This window comes from Arenimonas sp. SCN 70-307 (genome assembly GCF_001724815.1).
Lineage (GTDB): Bacteria > Pseudomonadota > Gammaproteobacteria > Xanthomonadales > Xanthomonadaceae > Arenimonas.
Genome location: NZ_MEDO01000014.1, coordinates 124485 through 146882, shown reverse-complemented (window position 1 = coordinate 146882; position 22398 = coordinate 124485). Strand labels below are relative to the sequence as shown.

Sequence of the window (22398 nt, the reverse complement as noted above, 5' to 3'; positions counted from 1 at the left end):
ACGCAAGTCCATGAACCTGCTCGATTTCCTCGTTTCCCCCGCCGCCGCCCAGGCCGCCGGCGGCCCGGCCCCGGCCAGCCCGCTGATGAGCCTGCTGCCGCTGATCGTCCTGTTCATCGTGTTCTGGTTCCTGCTGCTGCGCCCGCAGATGAAGAAGGCCAAGGAGCACCGCGAGCTGGTCGCCAAGCTGCAGAAGGGCGACGAAGTGCTCACCAACGGCGGCATCGCCGGCCGCATCGAGGACCTGGGCGAGAGCTTCGTCACCGTCGAGGTGGCCGACAAGGTCGCCATCAAGGTCCAGCGCGGCGCCATCACCGCCGTCCTGCCCAAGGGCACGTTGAAGTCGGCCTGATTCGTCCCCATCCGATCCACCCACGGCCCTGAAAGGGCCGCCAACGGTTGTCGCCCATGCTTCAGTACGCCACCTGGAAGTACGCCCTGGCCGCGATCCTGATCGCGCTCTCCGCCTTCTACTCGCTGCCCAACCTGTATCCGCAGGACCCGGCCGTGCAGATCGCGGCCAACCGCGGCGCCACCATCGACGAAGGCCTGCTGCTGCGGGTGCGCGGCGCGCTCGAGCAGCAGTCGCTGCCGGCCAAGTCGGTCGCCATCGAGGGCGAGCGCCTCGTCGTCCGCACCACCAACCCCGACGAGCAGACCCGCGTCGCCGACTTCCTGCGCCAGGACCTGGGCGGCCAGTACACGGTGGCGCTGAACCTCGCCTCGACCGTGCCCGACTGGCTCGCCAGCTTCGGCGCCCGGCAGATGGCCATGGGCCTGGACCTGCAGGGCGGCGTGCACTTCCTGCTCGAGGTCGACCAGCAGGCCGCCATCGACAAGCGCGCCAACGCCTTCGCCGACGAGATCTCGGGCGTGCTGCGCAACGGCAAGTTCGCCTACACCAGCGTCTCGCGCACCGCCGACGGCATCCAGGTGCTGCTGGCCGAAAGCACCGACATGCAGGCCGTGTTCGCGGCCATCGCCCGCGAGGCGCCGGAGCTGCAGCTGCAGGCCGACCCGGCCCAGCCGGGCCGCTTCGTGGCGCGCCTCACGCCGGCGCTCATCCAGAGCATCATGGACGGCGCCATCGAGCAGAACCGCACCACGCTCGAGAACCGCATCAACAGCCTGGGCGTCGGCGAGCAGGTGATCCAGCGCCAGGGCGACAGCCGCATCGTGGTGCAGCTGCCGGGCGTGCAGGACACCGCCGAAGCCCGCAAGCTCATCGGCGCCACCGCCACGCTCGAGTACCGCCACGTCATCGACTACGGCAACGACGCCATCCGCGCCGCCACCACCGGCGTGGTGCCGCCCAACGCGCGCCTGTACTACAGCCGCGAACTGGGCCCGGACGGCAAGCGCCGGCCGATCCTGCTCTCGCGCCGGGTCATCGTCTCTGGCGACCAGCTGGTCAACGCCACCTCCAGCCCCGACCCGCAGTCGGGCACGCCGGCGGTGCAGATCGAGCTCAACAACGCCGGCGGCAACCGCATGCTGGCGCACACCCGCGAGAACGTCGGCCAGCTGATGGCGGCGGTCTACATCGAGACCATCCCCGAGGTGAAGATCGTCGATGGCAAGGAAGTGGTCACCTCCCGCGTCAGCGAGGAAGTGATCAACGCCGCGCGCCTGCAGGGCGTGTTCGGCAAGAACTTCCAGACCACCGGCCTCGACAGCCAGCAGGAGGCCACCGACCTGGCCCGCCTGCTGCGCGCCGGCTCGCTGGCCGCGCCGATGGTGATCATCGAGGAGCGCATCATCGGCCCGAGCCTGGGCGCGGCCAACATCGCCGCCGGTACGCAGGCGGTGTTCTGGTCGTTCATGCTGGTGCTGGTGTTCTTCCTCGTCTACTACAAGATGTTCGGCATCGTCACCAACCTGGCGCTGCTGCTCAACCTGCTGATGGTGGTGGCCCTGATGTCGGTCATCGGCGCCACGCTCACGCTGCCCGGCCTGGCCGGCATCGCGCTGACGGTGGGCATGTCGGTGGACGCGAACGTGCTGATCAACGAACGAATCCGCGAGGAGTTGCGCAACGGCAACACGCCGCTGGCATCGATCGCCAACGGCTACGACAAGGCCTCGGGCACCATCACCGATGCCAACACCACCGCGCTGCTGGCGGGCGTTGCCATGGCGGTGTTCGGCTCCGGCCCGATCCGCGGCTTCGGCATCACCCTGATCCTCGGCATCATCACCTCGATGTACACCGCGGTTTCGGTGTCGCGCGGCATCGCCACCCTGATCTACGGCAAGCGCAAGAAGCTCGCCAAGATCGCGATCTGAACGAACAGGAGAGACGGCGTGGAACTCTTCCCGTCCAACAGCAACATCAAGTTCATGAATGCGCGGCACGCCACGGTTGGCGTGTTCATCGCGCTGATGCTGGCGTCGGTGTTCTTCCTCGCGACGAAGGGCTTCAACTACGCGCTCGACTTCACCGGCGGCACGGTGGTGGAGATCGAGTTCGAGAAGCCCGCCGACGTCGAGGGCATCCGCACCCGCCTCGAGGCGGCCGGTTATTCGAGCCCGATCGTGCAGACCTTCGGCTCGGGCAACGACATCGTCATCCGCCTGCAGCCGCCGGAGATGAAGGAAGGCGCCGGCCCCGAGGCCGCACCGCCGGCCGAGCAGGCGGGCACCTCGATCCTGCTGGTCGCCCAGAGCCCGGACAACCCCGGCACGGTGATCCGCAGCGACTTCGTCGGCCCGCAGATCGGCAACGAGCTGGCGCTCAACGGCATGTACGCGGCCATCTTCGTGGCCCTGGGCTTCCTGGCCTACATCGCGGTCCGCTTCGAGTTCAAGTTCGCGGTGGCCTCGGTGGTCGCGACCCTGGGCGACATCCTGCTGGTGTGCGGCTGGTTCGCGCTCAACCAGCACGAGTTCGACCTGACGGTGCTGGCCGGCATCCTGTCGGTGATGGGCTTCTCGATCAACGACAAGATCGTGGTGTTCGACCGCGTGCGCGAGAACTTCCGCCTGCTCAGCAAGATCGAGCCCAGCGAAGTGCTCAACCGCTCGATCAACCAGACGCTCTCGCGCACGATCATCACCTCGTTCGTGGCCTTCCTGACCGTGCTGGCGCTGTACCTCTACGGCGGCAATTCGCTCAAGGGCATGGCCGAGTCGCAGATGATCGGCATCGTCATCGGCACGCTCAGCTCGATCCTGGTGGCCTGCCCGATCCTGCTGCTGCTCGGCGTCACCAAGCAGGACCTGATGCCCAAGGCCCGCGAGGACGTCGAAGCCGAGCTGGCGCGCCGGCCGTAACTCCTGCGTTCGCAGCAACGAAAAGGCCCGCCATCGGCGGGCCTTTTTCTTGGTTCTTCTCCCAAGTCCGGGGTCGGCTCTGGCGCCGTCGCCACCGCGGAAGTGGAGGTCACTTCCTTCTCCGTGAAGCCTTTATGTCGAAGGAAGTGACCTCCACTTCCGCGGCGTCGCCGGTGCGTTTCGTCTTGGGTGCCCAACGGAAGGCTCGTGGCTGCGGGCTCCGATGCTTGCGCGTACCGATCAGGACCAAGGCGGTCCATCTTTCCTGCTGATCAGGTTTGGCTAACCCGGTTCACGGCCTGAATGCCGCTGTGGCCCATCGCGACGCGTCCCTCCGGACGCTGGGAGTGGCGCCACCGCGAGCCCGGAAGATGGCTAGATTGATGGACCTATCCGCCCGGCGGCGGGTGCGGTGCCTTGGCGGTGATGGGCGGCCCATGCTTTTCCGACCGCTCCGTAGCGATCGCCGAGGCGTCGTCGGAAAAGAATGGACTCAGGCTCCAGGCCTCGCCCTCACACCCGCCGCCGGGCGGATAGGACTCCCACTCTGGCCACCTTCCACGCTGGCCAGGACTCGGCATCTCGCGTCCGGAGGGACGCGTAACGATGGGCCGTCGGCGGCCACTGGCCTTGAACTGCTTAGCTAAACGAGGTCAGCGAGAAAGATGGACCGCCTTGGTCCTGATCCCCACGCGCAAGCATCGGAGCCCGCAGCCACGGGCCTTCCGTTGGGCGCCCAAGCCGGCACGCACCGGCGGCGCCGGGAAAGCGAGGGTCGATTCCTCCGACATAAAGGCTTCACGGAGGAGGAATCGATCCTCGCTTTCCCGGTGACGACGGCGCCATAGCCTCAGGTGGGAGAAGATCCTTCTTCTTGCGCTGTGCCAGAGCGAAGAAAGGCGGGCGCTGGGATCTCCTGGCAGCTCGGGCCTGAAGGCCCTCCCACAGGTCAGGCGGAGAAGGCGGCGGCGTAGTTGGTGGAGTAGACGGCGCGCTGGAGCACTTCGCTGATCTTGAGGTTGCCGGCGATGATCTGGCCCGAGTTGAGCAGGTTGTCGCCGCGGCCCAGGAAGTCGCAGGTGCGGCCACCGGCTTCGCGCACCAGCAGCAGGCCCGCGGCGATGTCCCAGGGCTTCACGCCGGCCTCGAAGTAGGCGTCGGCGCGGCCGCAGGCCACGTAGGCCAGGTCGAGCGCGGCCGAACCGGTGCGGCGGATGTCCTCGGCCTCCGAGAGCATGCCGCGGATGGCGTCCAGGTGCGGCGCCAGTCGCGGGCGCTCGCGCGGCGGGAAGCCCGTCACCAGCAGCGCGCCCTTGAGGTCCTTGCGCTCGCCGATGCGGATCTTCTTGTCGTTGAGCAGCGCGCCGGCGCCCTTGGAGGCGGTGAACAGCTCGTTGCGCAGCGGGTCGAAGACCACGCCGTGCACCGGCTCGCCGTTTTCGACCAGCGCGATCGACACGCAGAAATGCGGCCAGCCCCGGAGGTAGTTCGAGGTGCCGTCCAGCGGGTCGATGACGAAGGTGTGGCGGCCCTTGCCCATGGCGCCCGACTCCTCGCCGAGGATGGCGTAGTCGGGGAAGGCCCGGCGCAGCTCGCGTATGATCACGGCCTCGGCTTCGGCGTCGACCTCGCTGGCGTAGTCGAGCTTCGACTTCTCGAAGACGTTGAGGGCGTCGAGCTTGCCCATGTGGCGCAAGATCAGGTTGCCGGCCGAACGGGCCGCCTTGACCATGACGTTGACGACAGGTTTCTGCATATTCCCGTCCGAATGACCGCTGGATTGTGTGAAGAACAAGGGGCCGGTCGTCGCCGGCGCGCCGCAAGGATAACAGGTTGCCCCGGGGCGGGGCTCTAAATTCATGAGTATCGAAGCCAAGAACCTCCGGATCGTCCTCGTCGGCACCCAGCACCCGGGCAACATCGGCTCGGCCGCCCGGGCCATGAAGACCATGGGGCTGTCGGCCCTGCACCTGGTCGCGCCCGAGCGCTTCCCCGACCCGGAGGCCGTGGCCCTGGCCGCCGGCGCCGACGACCTGCTCGCCGCCGCGCCGGTGCATGGCGACCTGCTGCAGGCCCTGGCCGGCTGCCGCCTGGTGGTGGGTACCAGCGCCCGGCGGCGCACCGTGCCCCTGCCCGAACTCAGCCCGCGCGAGGCCGCCCGCCAGCTGGTGCAGGCCTCCGCCGAAGGCCCCGTGGCCCTGCTGTTCGGCCGCGAGCGCACGGGCCTGGAGAACGAGGAGCTGCAGCGCTGCCACGCCTCGGTATGCATCCCCACCGACCCGGGCTTCGCCTCGCTCAACATCGCCGCGGCCGTGCAGGTGCTGGCCTATGAACTTCGCCTTGCCGTGCTCGAGGCCGCCGGCGGCCAGCTGCCGGTGGGTCGCCCCGCGCCGGCCCCGGACGCCGAGCCGCCGGCCACCGCCGACGAGCTCGAACGCCTGTTCGGGCACCTGGCCGAGGCCTTGGACGACATCGACTTCCACAAGGGCCGGGCGCCGGAGATGGTGATGGCGCGGCTGCGCCGGCTCTACCTGCGGGCCGGGCTGGACAGCCGCGAGGTCAAGATCCTGCGCGGCATCCTGTCCGAGGCCCAGCGCATGGCGCGGCTGGCCCGCGCCGCGGGAGCCTAGCGCCGCCGCGGCCGGGCGAATACAGTAGCCGGGCCGCCACCCGAGTCCACGAGCCCCCAGTGACGCCCAAGTCCCCCAGCGCAATACCCGGTGGCCTGGCGCGTCTGGCTTTCCCGCTGCTCCTGCTGCTTTCCGGCCTGGCCCAGGCCACCGAGGACGGCGTGCTCGTGCTGGGCCGCATCAGCGACGACCCGCGTCGCCACTACGAACAGCTCAAGCCGCTGCTCGACTACGTCGTGCCGCGCATGGCCGACGTCGGCATCACCGAGGGCCGAGTGCTGATGGCGCGCGACCCGCAGCAGATGATGAGCTACCTGCGCCGCGGCAAGGTCGACTGGGTCACCGAGACCCCGGGCACCGGCCTGCTGCTGGCCGACAGGGTAGGCGCCCGGCCGCTGCTGCTGACCGAACGCAGCGGCTCGCGCGAGTACCGCAGCGTCATCTTCACCCACCGCGACAGCGGCATCACCGAGCTCTCGCAGCTGCGCGGGCACACCATCGCCTTCCAGTCGCCCTCGTCCACCAGCGCCTACCTGGTGCCGGCCATGGTGCTGCGCGAGCGCGGCCTGCCGATGAACCTGATGATTTCGCCGCTCGACGACGCCGATCCGGGCTCGGTGGGCTACGTCTTCGCCAACACCGACGCCAACCTCGGCACCTGGGTGCACAAGCGCCTGGTGGACGCCGGCGGCTTCAGCGACCAGGACTTCGAGTCGCTGCTGCGCGTCTCCGATGCCTTCCGCCGCGACCTGGTGGTGATCCACACCACCGGGCCGGTGCCGCGCGCCATGGAACTGGTGAACGCCGACATGCGTCCCGAGGTCGCCGCGCGCCTGAAGGAAGTGCTGCTCGGTGCCGCCGACGACCCGCAGGCGCGCGAGGCGCTGCGGCAGTTCTTCCGCACCACCGGCTTCTACGAGTCCGACGCCGAAACCCGGGCCGCGCTCGAGGAACTGCGCCGCGGCGCCCGCGACGTGCGCGAGGCCCTGGAATGAAGCTGCCCTTCCGGCTCGGACTGCGCGGCGAACTGGTGTGGCTGCTGGCCGCGGTGATGCTGGTGGTGTCGGCGCTGTTCGCGGCGCTGTGGCTGCACACCAAGCGCAGCAACGAGGACGCCCATTCGCTCAGCGCCGGCGCGGTGCGCGAGCTGGCCCGGGAGGGCCTGCTCAGCCGCGGCCAGACCCTGTCGAGCCAGCTGGCCGACGCGGCCACCAACCCGCTGTACTACCTGGACCTGGCCGCGCTCGGCGAACTGGCCCGCGCCACGCTGCGCCAGCCGGACGTGGCCTACGTGATCATCCACGACGCCGAAGGCCAGGTGCTGCACGACGGTTCGGGCGACATCCCGGCCTTCGGCCAGCCCATGGCCGACCCGATGGCCTACGAGGCCCTGCAGGCCGAAGGCCCGCACGGGCAGTGGAGCGAGAAGGTGCTCGACGTCGCCAGCCCGGTGCGCATCGGCGGCGAGCGAATCGGCGGCGTGCGCGTGGGCCTGTCGCGCGAAAACGCCGACCGCCGCGAAATCGAGGTCATGGGGCCGCTGGAGCAGCGCCTGAGCGCGGCCAGCCAGGCCCAGCTGGCCTGGATCATCACCCTGCTGGTGGCGCTGCTGGGCATCGCCTGCGGCGCCATGTGGCTGCTGCAGCGGCGCATCGTGCAGCCGATCAGCGCGCTGGCCGAGGCGGCCGGGCGCATCGAGCATGGCCGCTACGACGAGGTGGCGCTGCACTCCGAGCGCCAGGACGAACTGGGCGACCTGGTGCGCGGCTTCGTGCGCATGAGCGAGGCCGTGGCGCGCCACGACCGCGATATCCGCCGCATGGCCTACACCGACTCGCTCACCGGCCTGTCCAACCGCCTGGCCTTCCGCGAGGCCCTCGACGACCGCCTGCTCACCCTTCAGGCCAGCAGCGGCGAACTGGCGCTGCTGTTCGTCGACCTCGACGACTTCAAGCGCGTCAACGACACCCTGGGCCACGAGGCCGGCGACGAGGTGCTGGGCCAGCTGTCGGTGCGCATCCGCATGACGGTCGAGCGCCTGGGCGGGCAGGGCGCCGAGATCGCCCGCTTCGGCGGCGACGAGTTCATCGTGCTGTTCATGGCCGAGGACATCCGCGCCAGTTCCGGCCGCCTGGCCGAGGCCCTGATCGAGGAAGTGCAGCGTCCGCTGGTGCTGCAGGGCCGGCAGGTGTTCCTGGGCGCCTCGGTGGGCATCACCCTGTTCCCCTTCGACGCCGCCAGCGCCGGCCAGCTGCTCAAGAACGCCGACATCGCGATGTACCAGGCCAAGGTGGCCGGCAAGGGCTGCTACCGCTTCTATTCCAAGGCCATGGACCAGGCCGTCGAGCGCCGCGTGCAGCTCGAGGAAGAACTGCGCGGCGCCTGGGAGCGCGGCGAACTGAGCCTGCACTACCAGCCCATCTACCGCCTCGCCGACGGCCGCCCGATGGGCGCCGAGGCGCTGTGCCGCTGGGAGCACCCGCGCCTGGGCGTGGTGCCGCCCTCGGTGTTCATCGAAGTGGCCGAACAAAGCGGCCTGATCGAGGCCCTGGGCCGACACGTGGTGGTGCAGGCCTGCCGCGACGCGGCCACCTGGGTGCTGCCCGGCCAGGAGACGCCCTTCGTGTCGGTCAACATCTCGCCGCGCCAGCTGCGCACCGGCGACCTGCCCGACGTGGTGGCCAGCGCGCTCGCCGCCACCGGCGTCAAACCCGGCCAGCTGCACCTCGAGCTCACCGAGACCGCGGTGCTGGGCGACGAGGCCCAGGCCAGCGCGCTGCTCTCGCGCCTGCGCGCCACCGGCGTGAAGGTTTGGCTGGACGACTTCGGTACCGGCTTTTCGGGCCTGAGTCACCTGCGCCGCGTGCCGGTGGACGGCGTGAAGATCGACCGCAGCTTCGTCGCCGACGTGCTGCGCGACCCGGACGACCTGGCGCTGACCTCGGCCATCATCGCCATGGCCCATTCGCTGGGCATCACCGTGGTGGCCGAAGGCATCGAGACCGAGGGCCAGTATGCCGTGCTGCGCGAGCGCGGCTGCGACCAGGGCCAGGGCTTCTGGCTGGGCCGGCCGATGCCGGCCAACGACATGCGCCGCGCCTTCCGCGAAGGCTCAGCCCAGTAGGCCGCCCGCCCAGCGGGCCAGGTCGGCCAGCGCGCGGGCCAGGTGGCCCGAGAAGACCACCATCACCACGATCTGGGCGATGCCCAGGGCCCAGGCCACGAGCATCAGCCGGCCGTCGCGTTCGATCAGCGCGACCGCATAGGCCAGCAGGATCAGGCCGAAGGGGTAGTTGGTGGCCGGGATCGGCAGGGCCAGCAGGAAGCCCAGCACCACCAGCAGCAGGCCGGTGAACATGCGCGCCGCGGGGTGGTCGATCAGGTGCTCGTTGCGCGGGCGGCTGAGTTTCTCCAGCCGGCGCAGCAGGCCCGAGGTGCGGTCGCGGAACTTCGCCACGCCCTCGCGCGAAAGCGGCCGGCGCGAGAGGAAGCCGGGCACCCAGGGATGCGCCATCAGCGCCAGCATCTGCAGGCCGGCCAGGCTCACCAGCGGGCCGCTGACGGCGCCGGCGCCCAGCGGCAGCGGCACGAAGGCCGGCAGCACCGAAAGCAGCAGGAAGATGCCGAAGGCGCGGGCGCGGAAGCGGTCGAGCACCTGGCCCAGCGTCAGCGGTCCGGCGTCGGCCTGGCCATTGCCCTCGGCGAGGGCGTCGAGCAGTGCGCGGGTGCTGATTTCGGCGGGGGTCATGTGCCCGGACTATGTGGCCTGGCGCCTTTATCCGCTCTAAATCCCGTCCTCGCGTTCGGGTTCGGGCAGGCGTGCGACCAGCAGCTTGTCGATGCGCGCGCCGTCGAGGTCGACCACCTCGAAGCGCCAGCCGCCCCAGTCGAAGTGCTCGCCCGAGTGCGGGATGCGGCCGAACTGCGCGATCACCATGCCGGCGGCGGTGTGGTAGTCGCCGTCTTCCTCGTCGGGCAGGCGGGTGAGGGCGAGCAGCTCGCGCAGTTCCTCGGTCGAGAGGCGGCCATCGACCAGGTAGGAGCCGTCGCTGCGGGTCACCACCAGGGCTTCCTCGGGCGTGCTCTCGATGTCCTGCACGCGGCCGAGCACGGCGGCCAGCAGGTCGTTGGCCGAGACCATGCCCTGGATGTCGCCGTATTCGTCCACCACCAGGGCCAGGGTCTGCTGCTCCTCGCGGAAGATCTCCAGCAGCTTCATCGCCTGGGTGGACTCGGACACGAACAGCGCCGGGCGCAGTTCGCGGAACAGCTCGGCGTTCGAGCCTTCGCGGCCGATCATGCGGGTGAGGGTCTTGGCCTCGAGGATGCCCAGCACCTCGGCGTCCGAGCCGCGGTAGACCGGATAGCGCGCGAACGGCGTCTCGCGCAGCGTGACCAGGTTCTCTTCGTAGCTGGCGGCGGCGTCGAGCCAGACGATGCGGGTGCGGGGCGTCATCAGGCCGGCGCTGGAGCGGTCGCCCAGGCGCAGCACGCGGTTGATCATGTTGCGCTCGCCGGCGTCGATCACGCCCTGCTCGTGGCTCTCGGCCACCAGCATGCGGATCTCCTCTTCCGTCACCTGGTCGGCCTGGCCGCGGTCCAGGCGCAGGACGCGCATGATGGTGCGGGTGCTGAGCGAGAGCAGCCAGACGAAGGGCGTGGCGATCTTCGAGACCCAGCTCATCGGCATGGCCACGCCGGCGGCGATGCGCTCGGGCGCCAGCAGGGCGATGCGCTTGGGCACCAGTTCGCCGAGGATGATCGAGAAGTAGGTGATGATCGCGACGGCCGCGGCGGTGCCGATGGCCTGGTTGAGGTTGATGTTGATGCCCCAGCCGACCAGCAGCGCATCGAAGCGCGTGTCCAGGCCGAGCGGGGCGATGGCCGCGGCGATGCGGTTGCCGATGCTCTCGCCGCCGAAGATGCCGGTGAGGATGCCGATCGAGGTGATGCCCACCTGCACCGTGGACAGGAAGCGCTCGGGGTGCTCGGCGAGCTCCAGGGCGGCCTTGGCGCTGCGGCTCTCTTCGGCCTTTTGCTTCAGGCGGGCCTTGCGCGAGGTGACGACGGACATCTCCGACATGGCGAAGAAGCCGTTGCAAAGGATCAGGAACAGTACGAGGGCGAGTTCGAAGGTCATGGGCTACCGGACTGGGCCGGCACGGGACTCCGGGAAAGGGGCGGGCGGGGGAATGGCGAAACTATGCCATAGCCGGGGTGCCGGCCCGGCCCGGGCGCCGTCACATGGATGTAACATACGCGCCATCCAAGGGCCGTCCAGCCCGTTCAAGCACAGGATCAGCCCATGTTTTCCCTCCAGACCATCTTCGGCAAGGGCGACAAGTTCTATGGCCTGCTCGAGGCCAGCGCCTCGGCCGCCCGGGAAAGCGCCCGGGCCCTGGCCGAGCTGCTGGCCACCCCGCCGCCGCAGCGCAGCCTGGAGAAGTTCAAGCTCGCCCGCCAGCGCGAGAAGGACCTGGCGGCCCAGATCAGCCAGGAGCTGGTGAACACCTTCGTCACCGCGCTCGAGCGCGAGGACATCGAGGCGCTCTCGAGCGCGCTCTACAAGATCCCCAAGGTTGTCGAGAAGTTCGCCGAGCGCTACGAGCTGGCCTCCGAGCGGGTGGGCGACGCCGACTTCGTGCCGCGCGCGGCCATGCTCGAGCGCGCCTGCGCGGTGCTCGAGGAAATGGTGGGCAACCTGCGCAAGGGCATGTCGCTCGAGGGCACCAAGGCCCTCAACGACAAGCTGCAGGCCATCGAGTCCGAGGCCGACCGGCTCATCCTCGAGCTCTACCGCGACACCTACACCAACGAATCCGACCCGATGCGCTACCTCATCCTCAAGGACCTCTTCGAGATCCTGGAGAAGGCCATCGACCGGTGCCGCGACGCGGGCAACGTGGTCTACCACATCGTGCTCAAGAACGCCTGATCGATGTCCACCGCGCTGATCCTGGTGCTGGTGGTGGTGCTGGTGGCGCTCGTCTTCGAGTACATCAACGGCTTCCACGACACCGCCAACTCCATCGCCACGGTGGTGGCCACCAAGGTGCTCACGCCTTTCCAGGCGGTGTCGCTGGCGGCCATCATGAACCTCATCGGCGCGCTGTCGGGCACGGCGGTGGCCAAGACCATCTCCTCGGGGCTCATCGACGCCAACGTGCTGGTGGTGGGTTCGCAGGTACTCATCTGCGCGCTCTCGGGCGGCATCATCTGGAACCTGATCACCTGGTGGTTCGGCCTGCCGTCCTCGTCGAGCCACGCGCTCATCGGCGGCCTGATCGGCGCGGCGCTCGCGGCCACCGGCAACAATATCGACGTGCTGATCTGGTCGCAGCCGGCCGAGGTGTGGACCAAGAGCCAGGGCATCTTCTGGAAGGTGATCATCCCGATGGTCAGCTCGCCGCTGGCGGGCTTCCTGCTGGGCCTTTTCATGATGGGCGCGCTGATGGCCATCATCAGCGCGATGAACGGCGCCGGCGGCTGGCTGGCGCGGATCTCGCGGCCCAAGTGGGTCAATGCCACCTTCGGCAAGGCGCAGATCGTCTCGGCCGCCTACATGGGCTTCGCCCACGGCACCAACGACGCGCAAAAGACCATGGGCATCATCGCCCTGGCCCTGATCGGCGCCGAGGCCGCGGGCACGCTCGACAACCTGCCGTCGTGGCTGGCCTTCATGCACCCGGGCGACAGCGACGGCATCGAGACCTGGATCGTGGTCACCTGCGCGCTGGTGATGGCGGCCGGCACCGCGGCCGGCGGCTGGCGCATCATCAAGACGCTGGGCCACAAGATGGTCAAGCTGCACCCGATCCACGGCTTCGCCGCGGAAACCAGCTCGGCCACCATCCTCTCGATGGCCGCCTACTTCGGCATGCCCGTGTCCACCACGCACTCGATCTCGACCGCGATCATGGGCGTGGGCGTGGCCAAGAACCCGCGCGCGCTGCGCTGGAGCGTCATCCAGAAGATCATCTGGGCCTGGATCCTGACCATCCCCGCCTCCGGCGGCATGGCCTGGCTGCTCTACGAAGCCGTAGTCCTGATGGGCTGGGACTGAGCCTGGCTCAGAGCAGGTCGCCGCCGGCGGAGAGCATGCGCTCCATCTGGTCGCCCAGGCCGCCGATCTCGAGCACCAGGCGGTCGACTTCGGCCGCCACGAGGCTGTCGTAGGGTCGGTTCTCGCACAGCTGCAGGTAGGGCACGCCGTCGAGCTCGCCGATGGCCAGGTAGCCCACCGGGCTCTGCCAGTTGAAGGCCAGCATGCGGCGGGCGTCGATGCCGGTCATCGGCGCGATCACGGTGCTCACGCGCAGGTAGGCGCGCCCGTCCTCGCCCATCATTTCCGACAGGAAGATGCTCTGGTGGCGCCGGCCCTGCTCGAGCGACAGCTGCACGCACACCAGGTAGGGCTCGCTGGCGGTGAGCTTGTACTTGCCCTGGAGGTGGGCGCGGATCTGTTCGAAGTTCTGCATGGCGGGTCTGGCGCTGGGGGGACGGGGGTATCCTAGCGCCCATGCCCGCAAAGCCCAAGGAAAGCCCGGCCGAACGCAACCGCCGCCTCGTGCTGGCGGCCGTGCGCGCGCTGGCGCCGGGCGAGGTGGCCGGCTATGGCGAGGTCGCGCGCCGCGCCGGCCTGCCGGGCCGCGCGCGGCTGGTGGCGCGCATCCTCTCGGCCGGCGACGAGCCGGGCCTGCCCTGGCACCGCGTGCTGCGCTCGGACGGTCGCATCGCCTTCCCGCCGGGCTCGCCCGGCTTCGACGAGCAGGTGCAGCGCCTGCGCGCCGAGGGCGTGCGCGTCGAGGCCGGCCGCGTGCGCGGCCAGCGCGCCGCCGCCACCCTCGACGAGATGCTCTGGGCGCCTAAGGGCTGAGGCGCGCGCCGGCGGCGCGGCTGCCGCTATCATGGGGCCGACACCCCGACGGATGCCCGCATGTACGCATTGCCCCCGGTCACCAAGGCGCTGCTGATCGCCCTCGCGGTGGCCTACTTCGCACAGCTGCTCGCGCCCGACATCGCCATCTTCTATTTCGCGCTGTGGCCGCTGGGCGAACACGTGATCGGCAACGGCCCCGACGGCCTGCCGTTCTCGGTCGGCTTCCTGCCCTGGCAGATCCTCAGCTACGGCCTGCTGCACGGCAGCTTCGGCCACCTGTTCTTCAACGCGCTGGCGATCTTCATGTTCGGCGGCTCGCTGGAGCAGACCTGGGGCTCGCGGCGCTTCCTCACCTATTTCGTCGTCTGTGTGGCGGGCGCCGGCCTGATCCAGCTGGTCGTCGTCACCAGCGGCATCACCGGCCAGGGCATCTACCCGACGGTGGGCGCCTCGGGCGGCATCTTCGGCCTGCTGCTGGCCTACGCGATGCTGTTCCCCAACCGCCAGATCATGCTGCTCATCCCGCCGATCCCGATGAAGGCGCGCACCTTCGTCATCGTCTTCGGTGCGATCGAGCTGCTGATGGGCGTGTTCAACACCGCCTCCGGCGTGGCGCACTTCGCGCACCTGGGCGGCATGCTGTTCGGCTGGCTGGTGATCCGCTATTGGCGCGGCCAGCCACCGTTCCGGCCGCGCGGCCCGCGCCTCGTTCGCTGACCCCCCATCCCCCCACCCCCCGGAAAAACAAGATGAAGCGACTGCTCCCGCTGGTGCTGTTGTTCGCCCTTGCCCCTGCCGCCGACGCCCGCGCCGACGATGCGCTGCCGCTGTGCGCCGAGCCCGACGCCTCGGGACTTCCGGAGGATCCGGACGCAGACCCGGCCCGCCGCCTCGAGACGCTGGCGCGCTGGGAGCAGGAAGGCCCCACGACGACCCAGAAGCTCAGGATGGGCGCGCTTTACCGCCTGGGCCGGAAGCATCCGGCCGCGCTGCTCGATGCCGACCTGAAGAAGGCGCGCGAACTGCTGGAGGGCGCGGCGCTCGACGGTGACCTGACCGCAATGGCCTCCCTGGCCGAACTCGAGCTGGCCCATGGCGATCCGATGTCGGGCATGGTCTGGGCCCAGCTCTATGCGCACTATGCGCAGATCAGGAGTCCCAGCAGGCAACGGACCTACCAGGCCGACCTGATCAGGCGCGCCTTCGCGGCGCTTCCTTCCGACCAAAGGACCGACGACAAGGTCACCGGCAGCGTCATGGCGGTGCTCGAGCGTTCCGGGCCGCGCATCGAGGCCGGTTTCGCAGGCCAGGGCAACGACGCGGACACCACCGGCCCGCGCTGCCGGCCCCTGAGCGAGGCGTTCCCGACCGAACTGGTCAGCAGCAAGCGTGTGCGGTTGTCGGGTGGCCACAACACCGTCCGCCGCCACGGTCTTAACCAGCCGGGCATGGCCCTGTTCCGCGTGCACGTCGCGCCTTCGGGCGAGGTGAGCCAGGCGCTGGTGGTCGAGAGCCTGCCCGGGCCGGTCGCCGGCGAGGCGCTGAAGGCGTCGGTGTTGCGCCTGCGCTTCAATGCCGTGGCCGATGACGCACCGACCCGCACGGTGCTGCTGCCGATGATCTACGACGACCATTCGGTGCGCATCCGGAACTGAGCCCGATCAGCGGCGCAGCTGCAGGAAGTCGGGGCTGGAGACCAGGCGCAGGCTGTCCAGGCGCGGGCGCGCGGTGGGCAGGGCGGCGAGCACGGCGTCGCGTTCGGCTTCCAGCGCGGCGATTTCAGACGGGCGCACCGCCGGGTTGACCCGCGCCAGCGCGCGCAGGCGCGCCAGTTCGGCGTCGAAGGAGGCCGTCGCGGCCGCAATCGCCGCGTCGATGCGCTCCTGGGCCGCGGCCTTCGCGGTTTCGCGGGCGCGCTCGAGCATCGGCGGCACCAGCGCCGCCAGCACCTTGCGCTGCGGGCCGAGGTCGAACACGCGGTCGCCGGCGCGATGGCGGGCACGCTCGCCCGGCGCGAAGTCCGGGCGCGGCTGCAGGCGCGTGTCCACCGCCACCGACAGCGGCGCCGGCGGCAGCCAGCGTTCGATGTCGAGCCGGCGCGCGGCCACGCACTCGATCACGTTCACCGCCTCGAGCACCACGGTGCGCGGCGGCAGCGCGTCGTCCACCAGGAAGGCGGCGTTGCCCGATTCGCCCGAGACCAGCAGGTCCAGCGCCGAAAGCACCAGCGGGTGGTCGGGGCGCAGGTAGAGCAGGTCGTCGCGCGAGAGCGCGGTGGCGCGGTCGGTGGTGCAGGCGCGCGGGCCCTGGCGCAGTTCCTCGAAGCCGTCCACGGTCAGGTGCTCCGGATCGAGCAGCCAGGTGTTCGGGCCCAGCGGCTCGTTGTGCACGCCGAAGCTTTCGAGCAGGCGCAGCGGGAAATCGTCGAGCGCGGCGTGGGCATCGTCTTCGGCGAGCGCACGGCGCAGTGCGTCGGCCTCGCCAAGGCCGCGGCTGCCGAGTTCTAGCAGGCGGTCGCGGCCCTCGGCGATCAGGCGCGAGAGTTCGGCGTGCTTGCCGCGGCTGCGTTCGAGCAGCTCGCTGAAGGCCGGCTCGCGCGCGTCGGCGTCCTGGGTGGCCAGGTCCAGCAGCTCGGCGCCGAAGCTGCGCAGCAGCTCGCGGCCATCGGGCAGCACCTGGCGGAAGGCATCGAGGCCCTCGTGCAGCCAGCGCTGCAGCACTTCCTGGGCGCTGCCGGCCACCGCCGCGGCGTGGATGTTCACGTCGCCGCGCTGGCCGATGCGGTCCAGGCGGCCGATGCGCTGCTCGAGCATGTCCGGATGCAGCGGCAGGTCCCACAGCAGCAGGTGCTGGGCGAACTGGAAGTTGCGGCCTTCGGCGCCGATTTCGCTCGACACCAGCAGGCGCGCGCCTTCCGGGTCGGCGAAAAAGGCCGCGTTGCGGTCGCGCTGCAGCAGGTTCATGTCTTCGTGGAAACGGGCCACCTGCAGGCCGCTGCGCAGGCGCAGCGCCTCCTCGATGGCCTGCACCTTGGCGCGCGAGCGGCACAGCAGCAGCACCTTGGCCGGTGCCACCGCCTCGAGCGTTTCGAGCAGCCAGTCCATGCGCGGATCGCGCGCGTAGTCGTGCTCGGGTTCGTCGTCGGTGTCGCCCACGTCGTGCGCGAATTCGGCGCGCAGGCGGCCGAGCACGGTCGGGTCCTGCGGCGCGGGCAGGGTGGCGACGTGCGGCACGCGCACCGGGAACCCGCCCACGGCAGCGCGGCGGTTGCGCACCATCACCCGGCCGGTGCCGTGGCGGTCGACGAGGTCGGCCAGCAGCGCGTCGCGCTCGGCGGCGTCGCCGTTGGCGATGCGGCCCAGGCGCTGGGCGAGGTGGTCGTCCTCGCCGGGGAAAAGTTTCGCCAGCGACTGCAGGTCGTCGGTGGTCAGCGACTCGCCGTCGAGCAGGCGGCCGGCCAGGCCCGAGAGCGCGAGGTAGCCGCGGGTTTCGGCGCGGAAGGCGTCGAGGTCGGTGTAACGCGCCGGGTCGAGCAGGCGCAGGCGCGCGAAGTGGCCGCCCAGGCCCAGTTGCTCCGGCGTGGCGGTGAGCAGCAGCAGGCCGGGCGTGCGCGCCGACAGCGCTTCCACCAGCGCATAACCCGGGCTCGAGAATTCAGGCGTCCACACCAGGTGGTGCGCCTCGTCCACGAGCAAGAGGTCCCAGCCGGCCTCCAGCGCCTGGCGGGCGCGCTTTTCGTGGCTGGCCAGCCAGTCGACCGAGGCGATGACGCACTGCTCGTCCTCGAAGGGATTGGCCTTGGGCTCGGTCATCTCCAGCGATTCGCAGCGCTCCTCGTCGTAGATGGCGAAGGCGAGGTTGAAGCGGCGCAGCAGCTCGACGAACCACTGGTTGACCAGGCTCTCGGGCACCAGCACCAGCACGCGCCGCGCGCGGCCCGAGGCCAGCGCCTGCGCGGTCACCAGGCAGGCCTCGATGGTCTTGCCCAGGCCCACTTCGTCGGCCAGCAGCAGGCGCGGCGGGCGGCGCGCGGCGGCGGCCTCGGCCACCTGCAGCTGGTGCGGCACCAGGTCGATGCGCGCGCCCAGCACGCCCCAGCCGGGATGCGCGCGGGCTTCGGCGCGGCGGCGCAGGCACTCGACCCGGAACTCGAACTGGTCGTTGCGATCGACCCGGCCCGAGAGCAGGCGCGAGTCGGCCTGCGACACCGGCTGTTCGGCATCGAGCTCGCCCTCGGCCAGCCACTCGCCCGCGCACTGGTAGTGCACGAGCACGCCGCGCAGCTCGACGCGCTCGACGTCGAGGTCGCGGCCGGCCACGCGCACGCGCTCGCCCGGCCGGAACACCGCGCGCAGCAGCGGCGCCGAGCCCAGCGCGTACATACGCACCACGCCCGAGCCGGTGAAGACGATCTGCACCTGGCGTCCCGCCAGCCGCAGCACGGTGCCGAGCCCCAGCTCGGGTTCGGCGCTGGAGAACCAGCGTTGGCCGGGGGCGAAGGGGTTTTCCATCAGCGCCAGAACGAAACCTGGTCCTTGGCCGGGCGCTGCATGGCCGCGCGGGCCGGGCAGGCGTGGGCCTTTCCGAAGGCCGGCAGGTTGGCCAGCGGACCGTTCACGCGCCAGCGCGCGGGTGCGTGGTCGGCGGTGGCCTGCGCGTCGGCCAGGGCCTGCGCCTGGTCCTGGCGCGCCCACAGCCCGGCCCAGCCGGCGAAGAAGGCCTGGGCCTGCGGCTGGGCCGGCTCGCCGCCGGCGGCCAGGGCCTGCCAGGCGATCTCGAGGCCGGCCAGGTCGGCCTGGTTCTGCGACAGCGTGCGCGTGCCGTTGACGCGGGTGGCGCCGCCGGTGGCCGAGTAGGCGTTGTACTGCGGCACCAGGGGCGCGGCGCGCTGGTTCCAGGCGGTGGCGTCGGCGCCGTCCCAGGCCTGGAAGGCCAGCATCATCTGCTGCGCCAGCAGGCCGCCGAAGCTGCCGTAGTCGCCGGCGTCGGCGGCATCGCCGATCACCGGCGGCTGCAGCGTGGCCGAAGTCACCAGCAGGCGGTTTTCCTTGGGCAGGTAGGCGACGAGCGGCTGCCACTGCTCGGCCGGCCAGGCGAAGCGGGCGCGCACCAGTGCGTACTTCATCAGCCAGCGGCGCAGGGCCAGCACGTTGCCGGCCAGGTCGTCGCGCTTGAACACGAGGTCGTCGAACACGTTCGAGGGCACGTCCAGGCCCACCTGCACCTGCATCGCGTCCAGCCGCTGGCGGGCGTTGGCCTTGCCGGCGGCGCTGAGCCAGGGGGCGCGGTCGATGGCGGCGGCAGCGGCGGTGCGTACCTGGTCGGCGATTTCCTGGGCGCGGCGCTGGCGCGGCACCGGCAGGAAACGTTCGGTATAGGCGGCGTCCAGGAACTCCGGCACGCGGGCCTCTAGCGCCTGGCGGGCGCGCACGGCGCGCGGGGTGGGCTCGGCCTGGCCGCCCAGGGTCACGTCGTAGAGCCGGGCCCACGGGTCGTGCAGCGACTTGCCCAGCGTCGGTGCCATTTCGCGCAGCACCTGGGCGCGCAGGTAGGCGCGCCACTGCTCGGGCTTGTTGCGGTTGATCATCTGGTCCAGGGCGCGGAAGAAGGCCGGGCCGGTCATGGCCACCTGGCTGGCCTTGAGGCCGTGCGCGGCGAGCAGGCCGTCGACCTGCAGGGCACCGCCCATCTTCCGGGCGTCCTCGATCTTCATCACCTGGAAGGGCGTGCCGGCCGCGGTGGCGTTGGCCAGGATCAGCTCGAACTGCCAGGCGCCTTCGGCCTGCGCGGCCACGTCCTTCGGGGCCACGCCGCCGTGGCGCAGCCACTCGGCCAGGGCGGCCTTGTACTGGGTGCGCACCGCGGCCAGCTCGGGCTCGCCGCCGGTGTAGAAGCCCGCGTCGGGCAGGCCCAGGCCACCGGCGCCCAGCTGGGCGTAGGGCTGGCCCTTGTCGTCGCGCAGCACCTGCACGTCCACCAGCACCGGCATGCCCAGGGCGTGCAGGCGGGCGATGGCGGGAGCGATGTCCTTCTGGCGGCGGATGCCGTCGATGGCGTCCATCAGCGGCTTGAGCGACTTGATGCCGGCCGCCTCGATGGCGGCCTCGTCCTGGGCCGAGGCGAACAGCTGGGCCAGGTGCAGGGAGACGGTGGCGCCCTCGGGCGCGGTGGTGGCGGCCAGCACCTGGTTGCGCTGGGCCAGGCCCAGGGCGGTCAGCTCGTCCCAGCGGCTGTAGGCCTTGGCGCCGGCGGGCAGGGGGTTCCTGGCCAGCCAGTCGTGGTTGGCGTGGGCGTAGAAGTCCACGCAGGCGGCCGGTTTGGCGGGCGCGCGCTGGGCGGCGGCCGGTGCGGCGGCGAGGCTGACGAGCAGGGCGGCAAACAGGGGGGCGGTGCGCAGGGACATCGCGGACTCCTCTTGGGGGACCGCGATTCTACCGCCCGGGCGGGCCGGGCCCCAAAAAAACGATGGCCCGGAAGGTCCCGGGCCATCGTTTCCGCGGTTCAGCCTGTCGGTGTCACCAGATGGCGACCTGCTTGTCGGCCGGGCGCACCATCGGGTCGCCGGCCTGGCAGCCGAAGGCGGCGGCGAAGGCAGGCAGGTTCGAGGGGGCGCCCATGGCGCGGTAGCGGGCCGGGGCGTGCGGGTCGGTCTGCAGGCGGACCTTGAGCTCCTCGGGCTTGTAGTTCACGCGCCACACGGTGGCCCAGTTCATGAAGAAGCGCTGGTCGGGCGTATGGCCGTCGATCTCGGCCACGCGCTTGTTCTCCAGCGACTTCTGCAGCGCGTCGTAGGCCACGGCCAGCCCACCGAGGTCGGCGATGTTCTCGCCCAGGGTGAGGTTGCCGTTGACCTTCATGTCGTCGCCGTAGCCGTATTCGTTGAACTGCTCAACCAGGCGGCCGGTGCGTTCCTGGAAGCCGCTCATGTCGGCCTCGGTCCACCAGTTGCGGAAGTTGCCGGCGGCGTCGAAGCGGCTGCCCTGGTCGTCGTAGCCGTGGATCATCTCGTGGCCGATCACCGCGCCGATGCCGCCGTAGTTCACCGCGTCGTCGGCCCCGAGGTCGAAGAAGGGCGGCTGCAGGATGGCGGCCGGGAACACGATCTCGTTGGCCAGCGGGTTGTAGTAGGCGTTCACCGTCTGCGGGCTCATGGCCCACTCGGTCTTGTCCACCGGCTGGCCGATCTTGGACAGGTTGAACCGGTGGTTGAACTCGCCGGCGGCCATCAGGTTGGCCACGAAGCTGTCGCGCCCGGTCTGCAGGCCGCTCCAGTCGCGCCACTTGTCCGGGTAGCCGATCTTGGGCGTGAACGCGGCCCACTTCACCAGCGCCTGCTCCTTGGTCTCGGCGCCCATCCACTCGAGGTTCTCGATGCGCGTCTTCAGGGCCTCCGACAGGTTGCCCACCAGCTCCTGCATGCGCGCCTTGGCCTCGGGCGGGAAGGCGACGTCCACGTATTCCTTGCCCAGGGCCTCGCCCATCTGGCCGTTGATGGTGTTGAGCACGCGCTTCCAGCGCGGCTGCATCTCGGCCTGGCCGCGCAGGGTCTTGCCGTAGAAGTCGAAGTTCTCCTGCGCGAACTCGTCCGACAGGTAGGGCGAGAGGCCGTCGATGGTCTGGAAGCGCAGGTAGGCCTGCCAGGTGGCGGCCGGCACGTCGGCCAGCATGGCGCTCACTTCCTTGTGGAAGTCGGGCTGGGCCAGCGAGAACATCGCCGGCGCCTCGATGCCCTGGGCGGCGAAGAAGGCCGACCACTTGAAGTTCGGCGTCAGCGCGTCGGCGTCGGCCACGCTCACCGGGTTGTAGTAGAGCGACACGTCGCGCGAGAGCTGCTCGCTCGAGGCCGACACCTTGGCCAGGCGGGTCTCGAAGGCCATCACTTCACCGGCCTGGGCCGCGGCGGTGGCCTCGTCGGCGCCGGCCAGTCGCAGCACGTTGGCGATGTGCTTCACATAGGCCGCGCGCACTTCGGCGTGCTTGTCGTCGAAGTAGTAGTCGCGGTCGGGCAGGCCCAGGCCGGCCTGGGTGGCGTAGGCGATGTTGGTGCTCGAGTCCTGGAAGTCGGCCAGCGGGCCGAAGCCGAACAGGTAGCCCTGGCCCTTGGCATAGCTGGCGGCGACGAAGTCGGCGATCTGCTGCGGGCTCTCGAGCGCGGCGATCTGGTCGAGCAGCGGCTGGATGGGTGCGATGCCGGCGGCGTTCACCGCGGCTTCGTCCATGCCGGTGGCCCAGACGTCGCCGATGAGCTTGGCGGTGCCGCTGGCATCGGTCTGCGCGGCGAGGTTCTCGACCAGCTTGCGCTGGATTTCCAGCGAGCGCTCGGCAAGCACGACGAACGGGCCCCAGGTGGTGCGGTCGGCCGGCACCGGGTTGGCGGCAAGCCACTTGGAGTTCACGAAGCCGTCGAAGTCCTGGCAGGCCGGGATGCCGGGATCGAGGTCGCTGGCCTGCAGCGAGATGGCGGGGATGCTGAGGCTGGCCAGGTCCACGGCCGGCTTGGCGGGTGCCGCCGCGGCGTCGTCCGGCGCCTCGGTCTTCTGGCAGGCGGCGAGGGCGACGGTGACGGCGAGCGCCAGCGTCAGGGGCTTGAGGGTGCGGAAGGGCATGGGGGTCTCC

General features: G+C 70.4%; 18 protein-coding genes. 11 read left to right on the top strand and 7 right to left on the bottom strand.

The annotated features are described in order from the left end of the window. Positions 1-10: 10 nt before the first annotated feature. The 3 genes from yajC to secF are packed head-to-tail and all read left to right on the top strand — an operon-like array spanning position 11 to position 3273. Positions 11-352 carry a preprotein translocase subunit YajC gene (gene yajC, locus ABS41_RS06995; RefSeq protein ID WP_290592288.1) on the top strand — a complete coding sequence of 114 codons (342 nt, stop codon included), beginning with the start codon at positions 11-13 and terminating at the stop codon, positions 350-352. Between the two features lie 56 nt (positions 353-408). Beyond that, positions 409-2286, top strand: coding sequence for a protein translocase subunit SecD (secD, locus tag ABS41_RS06990; RefSeq protein WP_290592286.1), 1878 nt, complete (start codon positions 409-411; stop codon positions 2284-2286). A gap of 54 nt (positions 2287-2340) precedes the next feature. Continuing rightward, positions 2341-3273 (top strand): protein translocase subunit SecF, encoded by a 933-nt coding sequence (gene secF, locus ABS41_RS06985; RefSeq protein WP_290593201.1) that lies wholly within the window; start codon positions 2341-2343, stop codon positions 3271-3273. Positions 3274-4222: 949 nt separating this feature from the next. Here the strand turns inward: secF and ABS41_RS06980 are convergent. Further along, a complete protein-coding gene (locus tag ABS41_RS06980; RefSeq protein ID WP_290592284.1) occupies positions 4223-5029 on the bottom strand; it encodes an inositol monophosphatase family protein in 807 nt (268 codons plus the stop codon). A gap of 103 nt (positions 5030-5132) precedes the next feature. Here ABS41_RS06980 and ABS41_RS06975 point away from each other — a divergent pair, with 103 nt between their 5' ends. From ABS41_RS06975 to ABS41_RS06965, 3 genes are read left to right on the top strand one after another with little or no spacing between them, the layout of a single operon-like run. Further along, positions 5133-5903 (top strand): RNA methyltransferase, encoded by a 771-nt coding sequence (locus ABS41_RS06975; RefSeq protein ID WP_290592282.1) that lies wholly within the window; start codon positions 5133-5135, stop codon positions 5901-5903. Positions 5904-5962: 59 nt separating this feature from the next. Then, positions 5963-6898: a phosphate/phosphite/phosphonate ABC transporter substrate-binding protein gene (locus ABS41_RS06970; protein WP_290592280.1), complete on the top strand. Its 936-nt coding sequence runs from the start codon at positions 5963-5965 to the stop codon at positions 6896-6898. Beyond that, positions 6895-9027 carry an EAL domain-containing protein gene (locus ABS41_RS06965; protein WP_290592278.1) on the top strand — a complete coding sequence of 711 codons (2133 nt, stop codon included), beginning with the start codon at positions 6895-6897 and terminating at the stop codon, positions 9025-9027. Before ABS41_RS06970 ends, ABS41_RS06965 begins: the two co-directional genes overlap by 4 nt. Here the strand turns inward: ABS41_RS06965 and ABS41_RS06960 are convergent. Together ABS41_RS06960 and ABS41_RS06955 are read right to left on the bottom strand one after the other, a co-directional pair. Beyond that, positions 9016-9651 (bottom strand): exopolysaccharide biosynthesis protein, encoded by a 636-nt coding sequence (locus ABS41_RS06960; protein WP_290592276.1) that lies wholly within the window; start codon positions 9649-9651, stop codon positions 9016-9018. The two genes, ABS41_RS06965 and ABS41_RS06960, sit on opposite strands and share 12 nt — an antisense overlap. Positions 9652-9687: 36 nt before the next feature. Next, entirely contained in the window at positions 9688-11043 is a 1356-nt protein-coding gene (locus tag ABS41_RS06955; protein WP_290592274.1) for a hemolysin family protein, read from the bottom strand. Between the two features lie 165 nt (positions 11044-11208). On the opposite strand from ABS41_RS06955, the gene ABS41_RS06950 reads away from it, so the two are divergent. Beyond that, positions 11209-11838, top strand: coding sequence for a DUF47 family protein (locus ABS41_RS06950; RefSeq protein WP_290592272.1), 630 nt, complete (start codon positions 11209-11211; stop codon positions 11836-11838). A gap of 3 nt (positions 11839-11841) precedes the next feature. Continuing rightward, positions 11842-12966 carry an inorganic phosphate transporter gene (locus ABS41_RS06945; RefSeq protein WP_290592270.1) on the top strand — a complete coding sequence of 375 codons (1125 nt, stop codon included), beginning with the start codon at positions 11842-11844 and terminating at the stop codon, positions 12964-12966. A 7-nt stretch (positions 12967-12973) separates the two neighbouring features. On the opposite strand, the gene ABS41_RS06940 is transcribed toward ABS41_RS06945, so the two are convergent. Continuing rightward, entirely contained in the window at positions 12974-13381 is a 408-nt protein-coding gene (locus tag ABS41_RS06940; protein ID WP_290592268.1) for a hypothetical protein, read from the bottom strand. 41 nt (positions 13382-13422) lie between these two features. On the opposite strand from ABS41_RS06940, the gene ABS41_RS06935 reads away from it, so the two are divergent. The 3 genes from ABS41_RS06935 to ABS41_RS06925 are packed head-to-tail and all read left to right on the top strand — an operon-like array spanning position 13423 to position 15437. Beyond that, positions 13423-13779 carry an MGMT family protein gene (locus ABS41_RS06935; protein ID WP_290592266.1) on the top strand — a complete coding sequence of 119 codons (357 nt, stop codon included), beginning with the start codon at positions 13423-13425 and terminating at the stop codon, positions 13777-13779. 60 nt (positions 13780-13839) lie between these two features. Then, complete coding sequence (locus ABS41_RS06930) at positions 13840-14499, top strand: rhomboid family intramembrane serine protease (protein WP_290592264.1); 660 nt, start codon at positions 13840-13842, stop codon at positions 14497-14499. 32 nt (positions 14500-14531) lie between these two features. Continuing rightward, positions 14532-15437, top strand: a complete 906-nt coding sequence (locus ABS41_RS06925) for a hypothetical protein (protein WP_290592262.1) — start codon at positions 14532-14534, stop codon at positions 15435-15437. A 6-nt stretch (positions 15438-15443) separates the two neighbouring features. Here the strand turns inward: ABS41_RS06925 and rapA are convergent, their stop codons facing one another. From rapA to ABS41_RS06910, 3 genes are all read right to left on the bottom strand, one after another. Then, a complete protein-coding gene (rapA, locus tag ABS41_RS06920; protein WP_290592260.1) occupies positions 15444-18293 on the bottom strand; it encodes an RNA polymerase-associated protein RapA in 2850 nt (949 codons plus the stop codon). Next, positions 18293-20185, bottom strand: coding sequence for a M13 family metallopeptidase (locus ABS41_RS06915; protein WP_290592258.1), 1893 nt, complete (start codon positions 20183-20185; stop codon positions 18293-18295). Before ABS41_RS06915 ends, rapA begins: the two co-directional genes overlap by 1 nt. Positions 20186-20297: 112 nt before the next feature. Next, positions 20298-22388 (bottom strand): M13-type metalloendopeptidase, encoded by a 2091-nt coding sequence (locus tag ABS41_RS06910; protein WP_290592256.1) that lies wholly within the window; start codon positions 22386-22388, stop codon positions 20298-20300. Positions 22389-22398: the final 10 nt, after the last annotated feature.

Bases quoted from the DNA above. Each gene is read 5' to 3' on its own strand.
- ABS41_RS06925 (WP_290592262.1), top strand. From the start codon at position 14,532: ATGAAGCGACTGCTCCCGCTGGTGCTGTTGTTCGCCCTTGCCCCTGCC.
- ABS41_RS06980 (WP_290592284.1), bottom strand. From the start codon at position 5,029: ATGCAGAAACCTGTCGTCAACGTCATGGTCAAGGCGGCCCGTTCGGCC.
- ABS41_RS06945 (WP_290592270.1), top strand. From the start codon at position 11,842: ATGTCCACCGCGCTGATCCTGGTGCTGGTGGTGGTGCTGGTGGCGCTC.
- rapA (WP_290592260.1), bottom strand. From the start codon at position 18,293: ATGGAAAACCCCTTCGCCCCCGGCCAACGCTGGTTCTCCAGCGCCGAA.
- secD (WP_290592286.1), top strand. From the start codon at position 409: ATGCTTCAGTACGCCACCTGGAAGTACGCCCTGGCCGCGATCCTGATC.
- ABS41_RS06930 (WP_290592264.1), top strand. From the start codon at position 13,840: ATGTACGCATTGCCCCCGGTCACCAAGGCGCTGCTGATCGCCCTCGCG.
- ABS41_RS06960 (WP_290592276.1), bottom strand. From the start codon at position 9,651: ATGACCCCCGCCGAAATCAGCACCCGCGCACTGCTCGACGCCCTCGCC.
- ABS41_RS06915 (WP_290592258.1), bottom strand. From the start codon at position 20,185: ATGTCCCTGCGCACCGCCCCCCTGTTTGCCGCCCTGCTCGTCAGCCTC.
- ABS41_RS06910 (WP_290592256.1), bottom strand. From the start codon at position 22,388: ATGCCCTTCCGCACCCTCAAGCCCCTGACGCTGGCGCTCGCCGTCACC.
- ABS41_RS06975 (WP_290592282.1), top strand. From the start codon at position 5,133: ATGAGTATCGAAGCCAAGAACCTCCGGATCGTCCTCGTCGGCACCCAG.
- ABS41_RS06950 (WP_290592272.1), top strand. From the start codon at position 11,209: ATGTTTTCCCTCCAGACCATCTTCGGCAAGGGCGACAAGTTCTATGGC.
- ABS41_RS06955 (WP_290592274.1), bottom strand. From the start codon at position 11,043: ATGACCTTCGAACTCGCCCTCGTACTGTTCCTGATCCTTTGCAACGGC.
- yajC (WP_290592288.1), top strand. From the start codon at position 11: ATGAACCTGCTCGATTTCCTCGTTTCCCCCGCCGCCGCCCAGGCCGCC.
- ABS41_RS06965 (WP_290592278.1), top strand. From the start codon at position 6,895: ATGAAGCTGCCCTTCCGGCTCGGACTGCGCGGCGAACTGGTGTGGCTG.
- ABS41_RS06935 (WP_290592266.1), top strand. From the start codon at position 13,423: ATGCCCGCAAAGCCCAAGGAAAGCCCGGCCGAACGCAACCGCCGCCTC.
- secF (WP_290593201.1), top strand. From the start codon at position 2,341: ATGAATGCGCGGCACGCCACGGTTGGCGTGTTCATCGCGCTGATGCTG.
- ABS41_RS06940 (WP_290592268.1), bottom strand. From the start codon at position 13,381: ATGCAGAACTTCGAACAGATCCGCGCCCACCTCCAGGGCAAGTACAAG.